The sequence below is a fragment of the Kribbella sp. NPDC058245 genome, from assembly GCF_042882005.1.
Taxonomy (GTDB): domain Bacteria; phylum Actinomycetota; class Actinomycetes; order Propionibacteriales; family Kribbellaceae; genus Kribbella.
In genome coordinates, this window is record NZ_JBHVWY010000019.1 from 15,631 (window position 1) to 28,441 (window position 12,811).

Here is a 12,811-nt window from a genome sequence, read left to right on the forward strand (position 1 = left end):
CGTGGGATTTCTGAGCGCTGCCGTTGCGGCGGCTGCGACTGCCGCACTGGAGAAGGCCGCGGAGAAGCTGCCCAAGGAGAACCGGCAGCCGTTCGAGCGGACCAACCACCGGGGCGAGACCGTCACGCTGCTGGAGGGACCGGTCGCCGTACTCGGCGCCCTGGCCGGCGTCGCTGCCGCACCGTCCACTCCGGGCAAGGTGAAGGCCGCCGCACTGCTTGCCGGCTCGGTCTCGGGAGCTGTTGGCGCGTACGACGATCTGCGCGGAACCACGCAGGCCAAGGGGTTCCGGGGGCACCTGTCCGCGTTGAAGCGCGGTGAGGTGACCAGTGGTGCAGTGAAGATTCTTGGCGTCGGTGCGGCCGGTCTGGCCGCTGCGGCGTTGCTGCCGCGTAAGTCGTCCGGTGTGAAGGCACTGGTCGGTGTGGTTGCCGACGGCGCCCTCATTGCCGGTACGGCGAACCTGACCAACCTGCTCGACCTACGCCCCGGCCGCGCGCTGAAGGCGGTTGCCGCAGTCAACGCGCCGCTTGCCGTCGTCGACGGCCCTGCTGGTGCAGTACTCGGCGCAGCCGTCGCCTCTGCGCCGTCTGACCTCGGCGAGCGTTCCATGCTCGGCGACTGCGGAGCCAACGGCCTGGGAGCCATCACCGGTACGGCGCTCGCCGCGTCCCTCCCGCGGTGGCTCAAGACCCTCGTGTTGGCTGGCGTCGTCGGCCTGAACCTGGCCAGCGAGAAGGTCAGCTTCACCAAGGTGATCGCGGAGAACCCGACGCTGGACAAGATCGACCAGTGGGGCCGACGCCCCCGGTGAAATCGCGCATTGCGCAGGCCGCCCTCTTGGTGGCCGGTGTCACCGTCCTTGCCCGGGTGGTGGGGTTCGGGCGGTGGCTGGTCTTCTCGAAGACCGTGGGCGCTGGGTGTTTGGCTGAGGCCTATACGACGGCTAATCAGCTGCCGAACATCCTGTTCGAGATCGTGGCCGGTGGTGCGCTCGCGGGTGCAGTGATCCCGGTGCTGGCCGGTCCGGTGGCCCGGGGCGACCGCGGTGCGCAAGGGCGCATCATCGGGGCGCTGCTGTCGTGGTCGTTCCTGTTGCTGGCGCCGTTCGCGATCTTGTCGTGGGTGCTGGCCTCGAGCTACACCGACGCGTTACTGGATCCGGGCCCGGACTGCGCTGGGTCCGCGGCGACTGCGACTCGGATGCTCATCATCTTTGTGCCGCAGGTGTTCGGCTACGCCCTCGCCGTGATCGCTACCGCGGTTCTCCAGTCCCACAAGAGGTTTGGTGCAGGCGCCTGGGCGCCGCTGGTCTCCAGCTTGGTGGTTGTCGGCACCTACTTCGTCTTCGCGGCTATGGCTCCTCAGGCGGACAGTGCATCGCGCGGTGCGAATGATCTGCTCGCATGGGGGACCACCGCGGGTGTTGCTGCACTGGCGTTCACCGTGCTGGTCCCGATGCTGCTACTGCGCCTACCGATCAAGCTGACGCTAAGACTCGACCCCGGCGTCGGTCCGGTACTACGGAAGCTCGCGCTGGCCGGACTGGCCGTGCTGATCGCTCAACAGCTCACCTTCGTTGTCACCACGTACCTGGCCAACCACCGTGGTGTTGCGGGCAGCATCGCCGTCTACACCTGGGCCAACGCCGTCTACCTGCTCCCGTACGCCGTCCTCGCCGTACCGATCACCACTGCGGTGTTCCCGCGCCTTGCTGCGGCATATGAGGCAGGGGAGCGGTTCGACCTGTACGCCGCCGCCTCGACTCGCGCCGTCATGCTGGCCGGCGGTGCTGGAGCCGCACTGCTCGTCGGGACCGCCGTACCGGTTGCACGGATCTTCGCGTACGACGATGGCGCCGTACGGGAAGCACAAGCGACTTCACTCGGCCACGGGCTGATCGCGTTCGCTCCGGCCGCCATTGGGTTCGCCGTACTGATGCATGTCGGCCGAGTGCTCTACGCACGGCACTCCGGTCGCCAGGTCGCCGTCGTCACCTCAGCCGCCTGGGCGCTCGTCGCCGTGTCGGCCATCGTGCTCACCGCACAGTGGGACGCAGTCCCGGCGCTGGCGGCTGCCATGTCGATCGGCATGCTCCTCGGAGCTGTCACCCTGGTGGCGGTACTCCGACGCGACGCAGGTGTCGCCGTACTGGCCGGTCTGACCCGGGCCACGCTGGCTGCGGTGGTCGGCGCCGTACTGGCTGGTGCAGCAGGTTGGGCTGTCGCACTGCCGGCTGCTGATGCCGGAGTGGCTACAGCAGTCCTGTTCTCGGTGCTGTCCGGTCTGGCCGTCGTCATCGTGTACGCCGTAGTCGCCGTCGTACTGGATCGTGGGGATACCCGCGCGCTCCTCCGTCGAAAGGTTGTGGCATGAAGATTGGCCTGCTGCTCGCGGAGTCGCGAGGCGGGATCGGTCAGCACGTCGCCTCCTTGGTGCCGCGATTCCTGAGCGCGGGGCATGAGGTCGTCGTCTGTGCGCCGCCCGGGACTGCCGAGCACTTCGACTTCGGCGCCGCGACCGTCGTCACCCAAGCACCGGCACTCCGCGGGTCGGACATCGTCCACGCCCACGGCTACCGCGCCGGGATGACCGCACTGCGTGACCGGGCCAAGCTGCGCCCGCTGGTCGTCACCTGGCACAACGCAGTGATCGCTCCGGGCCCCAAGGGCCTGGTGATGCGTCTGGGACAGCGTCTGGTCGCCAAGGGTGCGGACCTGACCCTAGGAGCCTCCAGCGACCTCGTGGAGCTTGCCAAGAGCCTTGGGGCGCGGGACGCGCGCCTCGCGCCGGTCGCCGCGCCCACGATGTCGCAGCCGACTGTGTCGGCCGCAGATATCCGCCTGGAGCTCGGTCTGACCGACCAGCCGCTCATCCTCACCGTCGGCCGGCTTGCCCCGCAGAAGGACTACCCGACCCTGCTGTCCGTGGCGGCCCGGGTGCACGAGTCGAACCCGCAGGCGGTCTTCGTAGTGGTCGGAGACGGTCCGCTCCGGGACAACCTGCAGGCCCGGATCGACGCCGAGCAGCTGCCAGTGCGGCTGCTGGGGCACCGCAGCGACGTGGCGAACCTGCTCGGCGCCGCCGACGTGTTCCTGCTCACCTCGCACTGGGAGGCGCGCGCTCTGGTCGTCCAGGAGGCGATGCAGGTCGGCGTACCGGTGGTGGCGACCGCGACCGGCGGTATCCCCGAGCTGGTCGAGGACAGCGCCGTACTGGCGTTTCCCGGGGACGCCGACGGACTGGCCGACGGGGTCCGGGCGATTCTCGCGGAGCCCGGTACGGCGAACGCTATGCGGACGCGTGGCCGTGAATTGGCCGCGAGATGGCCGGATGAGGACGCCGCGGCGAAGAATCTGCTCGACATCTACGCGGGTCTCGTCGCGACCACCCCTTGACAACAGGTAGGCTGGAGGCCCGTGGACAGGGTTTCGAACTCGCAGCAGACCAAGCACGTTTTCGTCACCGGTGGCGTGGCCTCCAGTCTCGGCAAGGGGCTGACGGCGTCAAGCCTCGGCAGTCTGCTGACGGCGCGCGGCATCCGGGTGACCATGCAGAAGCTGGATCCGTATCTCAACGTCGATCCCGGCACGATGAACCCGTTCCAGCACGGCGAGGTGTTCATCACCAACGACGGCGCCGAGACCGACCTCGACATCGGTCACTACGAGCGGTTCCTGGACCGGGATCTGTCCCAGGTCGCGAACGTGACGACCGGGCAGGTCTACTCCAGCGTGATCGCCAAGGAGCGCCGCGGCGAGTACCTGGGCGACACCGTCCAGGTGATCCCGCACATCACCAACGAGATCAAGGAACGGATGCTCGCGATGGCGGGCCCCGACGTGGACGTGGTGCTGCACGAGATCGGCGGCACGGTCGGCGACATCGAGTCGCTGCCGTTCCTCGAGGCGGCCCGGCAGGTCCGGCACGACGTCGGCCGCGACAACGTGTTCTTCCTGCACATCTCGCTGGTGCCCTACATGGCGCCCGCGGGTGAGCTGAAGACCAAGCCGACCCAGCACTCGGTCGCGGCGCTGCGCTCGATCGGTATCCAGCCGGATGCCATCGTCTGCCGCGCGGACCGGCCGATCCCGGACAGCGTCAAGCGCAAGATCTCGCTGATGTGCGACGTGGACGTCGAGGCCGTGGTGGCCGCCGCGGACGCGCCGAGCATCTACGACATCCCCAAGGTCCTGCACGCCGAGGGCCTGGACGCGTACGTCGTCCGGCGGCTGAACATGCCGTTCCGCGACGTCGACTGGACCCGCTGGGACGAACTGCTGAAGGTCGTGCACCACCCGAAGGACGAGGTCACAGTCGCGCTGGTCGGCAAGTACGTCGACCTGCCGGACGCCTACCTGTCGGTCGCCGAGGCGCTGCGGGCCGGTGGTTTCGGCAACGACGCCAAGGTGAACCTGCGCTGGATCGCCTCCGACGAGTGCGCCACTCCCGAGGGTGCCGCGAAGCTGCTCGGTGACGTGGACGCGATCTGCATCCCCGGTGGGTTCGGGGTCCGTGGGATCGAGGGCAAGATCGGCGCGATCCGGTACGCCCGCGAGAAGGGTGTCCCGATCCTCGGCCTGTGTCTCGGGCTGCAGTGCATGGTGGTCGAGGTCGCCCGTGACCTGGCCGGCCTGACGGACGCGAACTCGACCGAGTTCGACCCGGATGCCGAGCAGCCGGTGATCGCGACCATGGAGGAGCAGAAGGACATCGTCGCCGGTGGCGGGGACCTGGGTGGCACGATGCGCCTCGGCCTCTACCCGGCGAACCTGGCCGAGGGCTCGATCGTCCGCGACCTGTACGGCGCGGCCACCATCCAGGAGCGGCACCGTCACCGCTACGAGGTGAACAACGCCTACCGCGACAAGCTCGAGGCCGCCGGCCTGGTCTTCAGCGGTCTGTCGCCGGACCACGAGCTGGTCGAGTTCATCGAGCTGGACCGGGCCCAGCACCCGTACTTCGTCGCCACCCAGGCGCACCCGGAGCTGCGCTCGCGGCCGACCAAGCCGCACCCGCTGTTCGCCGGCCTGGTCGCGGCCGCCCTGGTCCGCCAGCGCGAGTCCCGGCTCCCGGTCGAGGACCCGGCTCCCGCTGCTGCCGCTGGCGTCGCGAAGAAGCCGGCCACGAAGACCAAGGCCGAGACGGTCAAGGCGTGATGGACCACCCGGAACTCCGCTTCGGCGCCGGACTGACCGACGTACCGGAGAAGTGGCCGGTCTCGGCGTCGGAGACGGTGCACTCGACGGGCCGGGTCATCTCGGTCCGCCGGGACACCATCGAGCCGGCGGACGGCGACTCGTTCGTCCGCGACATCGTCGTACACCCGGGTGCCGTCGGCGTGGTCGCACTCGACGAGCGCAACCGCATGCTGCTGGTGCGCCAGTACCGGCATCCGGTCGGCTACCGGCTGCTCGAGCCACCCGCCGGCCTCCTCGACGTACAGGGTGAGCAGTACCAGCTGGGCGGCGAGCGTGAGCTCTGGGAGGAGACCGGCACCAAGGCCGCCGACTGGCGCGTCCTGGTCGACGCCTTCACCTCACCCGGCATGACTACCGAGGCCATCCGCATCTTCCTCGCCCGGGACCTCTCACCAGCCGACGAGACCTACGTCCGCCTCCACGAGGAGGCGGACATGGAGACCGTCTGGGCGCCACTGGTGGAGGTAGTCGGCGCCGTCCTGGCCGGCCACCTCCAGAACCCCATCCTCGTCATGGGCTCGCTCGCCGCCTGGACCGCTCTCAACGGCCCCGGCTTCGAGTCCCTGCGCCCAGCAGACTCCCCCTGGCCCGCAAAGGACCTCTGAGGGTCAGAGGTCGTATGCGGTGGGGTGCTTGGGTTCGTAGAGGCCGAGTTCGCCCCCGCCGGGGAGGCGGATCGCGGTGAGGATTCCCCAGCCCTGGTCTTCCGCGGGGCGGACGAACTCGACGCCCTGGGCGGTCAGGTCGGCGACGGTCCGGTCGAGGTCGTCGCACATCAGATAGAGCTCGTGTGACTCGGCCTCGCCGGTCGGGTGCACAGCAACCTCGGCCGGCGGCAGCTTGAAGATCAGCCAGCCGCCCCCGGTGTCGACGTGCGGATAGCCGAGCACATCTCGCAGGAACGTGCGGTCGGCCTCGGCGTCCTTACTGAAGATGATGACGTGCGCCCCATTGATCATCTCCCGACAGTAAGCCCGGTGCGATCGACGAGCGTGGGCAATGTGTCATCGACTGGAAGGACTGTGTCGCGTGCAATCGATTGCCAGCAGCAATCTCCTCCCACTCGGCGTCCCTTCATTCCGGCGCCAGACACTTCTGTGGCTCATCGACCGAGGAGTTGGTAGTCGCTCCGGATCCGCAGCAGTTCTCGCCGGGCGTCGTCGCCGGTGGATGAGACACGATCGAGTCGATCGAAGAGCTCGTCGTACACCGTCACATCGTCACTTGAATCGAGGATCGCTGAGGCGATCTCCGTCCCGATGAGAACGGCCGCGGAATCGTAGATGTGGAAGGCATGAGTGCAAAAGACCTCGACAGGTGTCGTCCACGGGACCACGCCCAGCCGGAGGTTCGGGCGGCGTGACGCCGTGATGATGGCGTCGAGCTGATCGACCATCACCTGCGGATTGCCTGCCTGCCAACGCAATGCGCCTTCGGTGAGGACGAGCCTGAACTCCTTCGTTTCGTCGTCCAGGGCGCTGCTGCGGCTCGCGCGGGCGTCGACTGCGGCGTCGCGTTCCTCGTCGGCGAGGCCGGCGCCGAAGACGAGACTTGCATAGGTGCGTGTCTGCAGGAGCCCAGGCACCATCGCCGGTTGATAGCTGCGCAGCAGCGTTGCCTTCGACTCCAGTTGACCGATGTGATGCTGGAGCCGTGCAGTGCCTCGAGTCATGACGACTCTCGACAAGCGACTCGAGGACTTCAGGTCGGATGCCAGCCCGACCAGGTTCTCTCGCTCGTCCGCCGGTACGCCGTAAACGTCACACAATGAGCGAACATCGTCGGGGCTTGCGCGCAGCAGCCCGTTCTCGAGCTTGGAGATCTTCGACTGGCTGACGCCGGCGCGGCGGGCGGCTTCGAGACCGCCGAGACCCGCACGGTGCCGAAACTCACGCAGCACCGTGGCCAGATCGAGAGCACCCGAGGTGTCGTCCGCACCAGTCATGCGTGGCTTGGCTTCTCCGGTTCTTGTTGGTTGGCTCGCCAGTACTCGGGATGATCGCTCCACCAGGTACTGAAGGTTGTGCTCGCAGCGAGGGCGGCATCGCGGCTCCGACGATACGGTACGACGTCCTCGGCGAGGCTAGCGCCGAGGTAGACGCCCCGCTCGTCGTAGTGCATGCGCAGGACTGTGTCGTCGTCCATCAGCCAGAAGTCCTCGAGCGGGTCGACCTCGATCGGCAACCGCTGCTCCGAGAGATCGAGAATGTGGATCTCTTCCCCGGCTGCAGCATTCGGTAGGTACCCCCACTCGCATTCGTAGCGAAGGTAGTCGGTCAACGGCGTACGCAGGACGTGTACGCGATGTCTGAGCTTGCCGGCCGTTCGTTCGGCACGAAGCTGCTCCAGCCACGGTCCCTTGCGTTCGGGATCCGGATCCGGTGCACCGGCGAGATAGCGCGCGACGTCGCCGCCGTCCGACCCGACGTGGTAATAGTCAAGAGTTTCGAGGCGGAACGCGCTGCGCTGGAACCCCTCGAAGATCGCGTCGACCTGTTCCTCGGGCAACATCAACGGCGCTCCCACAGGCTTCGAGGGAAGCGAACGACAGCTTCACCCGGTCCCGCCTTCGCGAGGAGGTCCTGATCGTCCTCGACGATCGAGCCGACGACATAGACCGAGTCAGGATCGGTGTCCGTCGTCCAGGCCGCCGGACACGTCTTGTTGTCCGGGCAATCTCCAGCGATCCGCCGTAGCTGAGACATCGACGTTCTCCTTCGGTCAAGGGGCGATGACGGCAGAAGCCTACCCTGATGCCAACTGATATGGAATATGAGGTCCCTGTTTCGAGATCTTGGATTGATATTCCACTTTCAATATGGAATATTGACTGCCATGACCGACAGTCCTGCTCAGCTCACGCCGGCGGTCGGCTATCTGCGGCAGTACCCGTCGATGACTCGCGTTGAGCTCGACCAGGCGGCAGTGCAACTCGCGGTCTTCGCCAGGCGGCGAGGCTTCGTCCTGCGCAAGGTCTTCGTGGAACAACTCGCTACTGATCCGGCCGCGTTCGACGCACTCGTCCACATGGTCAAGCAGCGCGAGATTCCGGTGATCGTCGTGCCGACGGATGCGCATCTGAGTGCGGTGGGGGGCGGCGAGACCAAGGCGCGGCGGCTGGAGCGTGAGACCGGTGCCTATGCCTTGACCGTCGGCGCCTCGCCTCCATGAGCCGGTGGGCGGGCGTACTGATCCCTGCGTCTGCGCCCGTCCGCCGTACCAATCTGTCGCGAGCGGGGCTGGGGTGATCGGTCGGTGGTCAAACTCCGTTGAGTGCTTGACCTCGTGCGGTGCGTGAGGGTATTTGTTTGCTGACAACGATGTCACACCGCCCCGTGACGTCGCGCCGCCCTTTTCCGTCGTCCGAGGTGGGGAACCTTTATGTCGCGCACCGCCCTGCGCCGTCGTACTGCTGTGCTCGTGAGTGTGTTGTCGGTCGGCCTTGCGCTGACTGCGACCGCTCAGGCCGCGTCTGGTCCACCTGTGCCGAATTGGCCTACTACCAAGCCGCCTGCTGATCCAGCTGTGGCTGGGCTGCGTGGTGTGGAGGCCGTTGGCTCTAGCGGCATCACCGGTACGTCGGCCGATCCGACCGAGCACGTGGACCCGCTGATCGGGACGTCGAACCTGGGTGACGTGTTCCCGGGTGCGGTGTCGCCGTTCGGGATGTTCTCGTTCAGCCCGGAGACGAGCCGCGGGAACGCGTACCGGACCGCTGCGCCTGGTGGGTACCTGTACTCGGCCACCAAGATCCGTGGCTTCAGCCTGACGCACATGAGCGGCACTGGGTGTGCTGGTGGCTCAGGTGACATCCCCATCCTTCCGTACGTCGGTGATGTCACCACCTCGCCGCAGAGTGATGCGAAGGACGAGGTCTACGCCAGCACGTTCAGCCACGCCAATGAGGTCGCCAAGGCCGGCTACTACAAGGTCGGTCTCGACTCTGGCGCTACTGCGGAGCTGAGCGCCACACCGCGCACCGGGTCGGCTGCGTTCACGTTCCCGGCGGACAAGGCCAAGTCGCTGCTGTTCCGGACGTCGAACTCTGAGGTCGGTTCCAGTGACGCACGGATCAGCATCGACCCGAAGACGCGCACTGTCTCCGGTGAGGTGATCAGTGGCAACTTCTGCGGCTACCTGGCCAGTGTTGGCCGCCGGAGCTACTACACGCTGCACTTCGTTGCGCAGTTCGACCAGCCCTTCAAGAACACCGGTACGTGGACCGACACGACAGTCACCCCGGGCAGCACGTCCGCACGCGGCGGTACGACGTACGGGGCTGACGGCTGGATGCCGCCGAACAAGGGCTCTGGCGGGTACGTCGGATTCGACAGCAGCACGGTGACGATGCGCATCGGTATCTCCTATGTGAGCAAGGCCAACGCACAAGCCAACCTGCGTGCTGAGAACCCACGTGGTTCGTCTGTGACCGCTACTGCGGCAAAGGCCAAGCAGGCTTGGCGAAAGCAGCTCAACCGCATTGAGATCAGCGGTGGCAGCACTGACCAGCGCACCACCTTCTACACCGCGCTGTACCACGCACTGCTGCACCCGAACGTGTTCAGTGACGTCAACGGGCAGTACTGGGGTTTCGACCAGAAGGTGCATCGAGTAGCGCACGGTCAGGAGGCGCAGTACGCGACCTTCTCCGGTTGGGACGTCTATCGCTCGCAGGTGCAGTTGCTGTCGTTGCTCGAGCCAGACAAGGCCGGTGACATCGCCCAGTCGCTGCTCAACCAGGCCGATCAGAACGGCGGTGTCTGGGACCGCTGGACCCACGCCTCCGGCAGTACGGCGGTGATGACCGGTGACCCGGCTGCACCAGCAGTGGCTGGCATCTACGCCTTCGGTGGCACGAACTTCGACGTACGGAGTGCACTGAAGTCGCTGGTGAAGGCTGCGACGGTTCCGACCGCGAAGGACCTCAGCTCGGCCGGCAAGCCGGTGATGTCGATCGGTCAGCGGCCGTCACTCGACAAGTACCTTGCGCTGCACTACATCCCGACCAAATCCAACGCCTGGGGCGGTGCGGTCGAAACGCTCGAGGACACCACCGCGGACTTCGCGATCGCCCAGTTGGCCCAGCGGACCGGGAGCAACTCGACGTACAAGCAGTTCCTGAACAGGTCGCAGTACTGGCAGAACGTGTTCAACCCGGAGAACGGCGGCTACGTCCAGAACCGGGACGAGAACGGCGCTTGGCCGAGCTTCACACCGGCGACGGGCGACGGGTTCGCCGAGGGCAGCAGTGCGCAGTACACGTGGATGGTCCCGCACAACCGCGCCGGTCTGGTCGATGCGATCGGTGGCGTGGACAAGACGAACCAGCGGCTGGATGCGTTCTTCAAGAACCCGGACGGCACCTGGGCGCTCACCAAGGCGGGTGACCTGCACGCCGAGATGGACAACGAGCCGTCGATCAACACCCCGTGGATCTACAACTACACCGGCAAGCCCTACCAGACGCAGGAGACGCTGCGGCAGGCCATGACCCAGCTGTGGAACCCCAGCACTGGTGGCATTCCTGGCAACGACGACCTGGGCGCCATGTCGTCCTGGTACGTGTGGACCGCGCTCGGGCTCTACCCCGACGTACCGAGCCGTTCTGAGCTCCAGGTCGCCGCACCGCTGTTCCCGCGCGCTGTCATCCACCGCGACGGCGGTCGGACGATCCAGATCAACGCTCCGGGCGCAGACGCGCCGTACGTGCAGTCTTTGAAGGTGAACGGGCGCACGTCGACCAAGGCGTGGCTGCCGGAGAGCTTCGTGCAGCGCGGCGGCACTCTGGACTTCAAGCTCGGTACGACGGCCAACGTGGCGTGGGGCTCGAAGCCGACCGACGCACCGCCGTCGTGGCGTACCGGTGAGATCCCGTTCCAGACGTCGACCGACCTGAGCCGCGTGGTGATCGCACCGGGTACCACGAGTGCGCCGATCGCGATCAAGGCCCACCGACTGAGCGGTACGCCGCAGAACGTCACCTACACGGTGCAGACTCCGCCCGGTCTGACCGCCAACCCGGCCACTGGCTCGTTCCGCGTCGAGCAGGACGGCAGTGCGCCGGTGACGATCACAGCCGCGCCCGGTACGCCGGATGGTCGCTACCCGGTCACCGTGTCGGTCAAGGCGGCTGACGGCACCGCACTACCGCAGGTGGGCTTCACCGTGGTTGTCGGACTGCCGAACTCGTTCTTCGTGCTGCGTGAGGGTACTGCGGCTTCCGACGACGCCGGTGACCACACCGAGGCCGACTACGACGGCGGGGGAGTGAGCTACTCGCGGCAGGCTCTGGCCGCTGCTGGGCTGACGCCCGGTGGCACCGGCGCCGTACAGGGTCTGACGTTCACATGGCCCGACGTGCCGGTGGGAGACCCGGACAACGTGCCTGCGGACGGTCAGCTGCTCAACCTGAACCTGCCGGCCGGTACGACGAAGCTGTCGTTCATCGGCAGCGCGGTCAACGGGAACCAGCAGACCACCGCCACGCTGAACTTCAGCGACGGCAGCACCCAGCCGTTCGACCTGTCCTTCAGCGACTGGACTCTGGGCGGTGGCGGCGACACCCTGCACTACGGCAACGTGATCGTCGCGACCACGCCGTACCGGAACGAGTCCGGCGGCGGGCGTGACAACGTGACGACGCACATCTTCGCCACGGCACCCGTGACCTTGACCCAGACGCCGGTCAGCATCACGCTTCCGAAGAACCGCGACCTGCGGATCTTCACTGTGGCAGTGGGAGGAAACTGATGAAGGTTTCGGCTGTGATCGCAGGTGCGACGTTGATGGTGGCCACGCTGCTGGTCGCCACCCCGGCGCACGCTGCACCACCGACCGGCACCAAGGGGCCGTGCGGCTACACCTCGACCCCGGACGACCCGCCGGCCCGACCGGTCTCACTGCCGCCGGACCCTCAGCACACGCCGGACAAGGGCATCGTGAAGGTGGTGGTCGCGACCAACCAGGGTCCGATGCTGCTGTCACTGGACCGCGCCAAGGCGCCGTGCACGGTGCAGAGCTTCCTGCACCTGGCCAAGAGCCGCTTCTACGACTTCACCACCTGTCACCGGCTCACGTTGTACCCGACGCTCAAGGTGCTCCAGTGCGGCGACCCGAGCGGTACCGGTGAGGGCGGTCCGGGCTACTCCTACAAGGATGAGCTGCCGACCGACCTGCCGAACTGGCCGGGTGACACCACCGGCACCCGCAAGGTCTACGCCCGCGGTGTCCTCGCCATGGCGAACGCCGGCCCCGACACCAACGGCAGCCAGTTCTTCCTGGTCTTCGCCGACTCGCGGCTGCGTCCCGACTACACCGTCTTCGGTTCCGTGGACCGCACCGGTCTCAAGACTCTCGACCGCGTCGCCGCCGGCGGCACCGTCGTCAGCGACGACAACCCGGACAACCTCGACGGTCCGCCGGTCCGCAAGACCGACATCCTGGTCGCCCGCTCACTCGGTAGCTGGTAGCTCAACCGCCTCGCCGCCGCCCCCCACCCAGGAAGGGGCGACCAACCAGGCACCACCCACCTCTCCTCCCTCCCGCACCCCCCGCCACACTCCTTTTCCCCCCCCCCCGCCTTTCTCCCAGAAACCCCCCCTCCCCCACAG

The 12,811-nt window shown here is 67.1% G+C and carries 12 protein-coding genes; 8 read left to right on the forward strand and 4 right to left on the reverse strand.

From position 1 onward, the window contains the following. Position 1: 1 nt before the first annotated feature. Genes ACFVWG_RS34700 through ACFVWG_RS34720 form a run of 5 tightly spaced genes read left to right on the forward strand, consistent with a single transcriptional unit; the run spans position 2 to position 5,806 of the window. Entirely contained in the window at positions 2-814 is an 813-nt protein-coding gene (locus ACFVWG_RS34700) for a hypothetical protein (RefSeq protein WP_391547708.1), read from the forward strand. Continuing rightward, positions 811-2,376: a murein biosynthesis integral membrane protein MurJ gene (gene murJ, locus ACFVWG_RS34705; protein WP_391547709.1), complete on the forward strand. Its 1,566-nt coding sequence runs from the start codon at positions 811-813 to the stop codon at positions 2,374-2,376. The genes ACFVWG_RS34700 and murJ overlap by 4 nt, the downstream gene beginning before the upstream one ends. Beyond that, a complete protein-coding gene (locus tag ACFVWG_RS34710; RefSeq protein ID WP_391547710.1) occupies positions 2,373-3,398 on the forward strand; it encodes a glycosyltransferase family 4 protein in 1,026 nt (341 codons plus the stop codon). The genes murJ and ACFVWG_RS34710 overlap by 4 nt, the downstream gene beginning before the upstream one ends. Positions 3,399-3,419: 21 nt before the next feature. Continuing rightward, positions 3,420-5,159: a CTP synthase gene (locus ACFVWG_RS34715; RefSeq protein WP_391547711.1), complete on the forward strand. Its 1,740-nt coding sequence runs from the start codon at positions 3,420-3,422 to the stop codon at positions 5,157-5,159. Beyond that, entirely contained in the window at positions 5,159-5,806 is a 648-nt protein-coding gene (locus ACFVWG_RS34720; protein ID WP_391547883.1) for an NUDIX domain-containing protein, read from the forward strand. Before ACFVWG_RS34715 ends, ACFVWG_RS34720 begins: the two co-directional genes overlap by 1 nt. Before the next feature lie 3 nt (positions 5,807-5,809). On the opposite strand, the gene ACFVWG_RS34725 is transcribed toward ACFVWG_RS34720, so the two are convergent. From ACFVWG_RS34725 to ACFVWG_RS34740, 4 genes are all read right to left on the reverse strand, one after another. Then, positions 5,810-6,160 (reverse strand): VOC family protein, encoded by a 351-nt coding sequence (locus tag ACFVWG_RS34725; protein WP_391547712.1) that lies wholly within the window; start codon positions 6,158-6,160, stop codon positions 5,810-5,812. A 143-nt stretch (positions 6,161-6,303) separates the two neighbouring features. Further along, positions 6,304-7,146 carry a helix-turn-helix domain-containing protein gene (locus ACFVWG_RS34730; RefSeq protein ID WP_391547713.1) on the reverse strand — a complete coding sequence of 281 codons (843 nt, stop codon included), beginning with the start codon at positions 7,144-7,146 and terminating at the stop codon, positions 6,304-6,306. Then, positions 7,143-7,712, reverse strand: coding sequence for a DUF6879 family protein (locus tag ACFVWG_RS34735; RefSeq protein WP_391547714.1), 570 nt, complete (start codon positions 7,710-7,712; stop codon positions 7,143-7,145). Before ACFVWG_RS34735 ends, ACFVWG_RS34730 begins: the two co-directional genes overlap by 4 nt. Next, positions 7,712-7,906, reverse strand: a complete 195-nt coding sequence (locus tag ACFVWG_RS34740; RefSeq protein WP_391547715.1) for a hypothetical protein — start codon at positions 7,904-7,906, stop codon at positions 7,712-7,714. Before ACFVWG_RS34740 ends, ACFVWG_RS34735 begins: the two co-directional genes overlap by 1 nt. Before the next feature lie 130 nt (positions 7,907-8,036). On the opposite strand from ACFVWG_RS34740, the gene ACFVWG_RS34745 reads away from it, so the two are divergent. From ACFVWG_RS34745 to ACFVWG_RS34755, 3 genes are all read left to right on the forward strand, one after another. Then, on the forward strand, positions 8,037-8,372 hold the full coding sequence (locus ACFVWG_RS34745) for a hypothetical protein (RefSeq protein WP_391547716.1): 336 nt from the start codon (positions 8,037-8,039) through the stop codon (positions 8,370-8,372). 210 nt (positions 8,373-8,582) lie between these two features. Next, positions 8,583-11,951: a GH92 family glycosyl hydrolase gene (locus ACFVWG_RS34750; RefSeq protein WP_391547717.1), complete on the forward strand. Its 3,369-nt coding sequence runs from the start codon at positions 8,583-8,585 to the stop codon at positions 11,949-11,951. Continuing rightward, positions 11,951-12,670, forward strand: a complete 720-nt coding sequence (locus ACFVWG_RS34755) for a peptidylprolyl isomerase (RefSeq protein WP_391547718.1) — start codon at positions 11,951-11,953, stop codon at positions 12,668-12,670. Before ACFVWG_RS34750 ends, ACFVWG_RS34755 begins: the two co-directional genes overlap by 1 nt. Positions 12,671-12,811 lie beyond the last annotated feature (141 nt).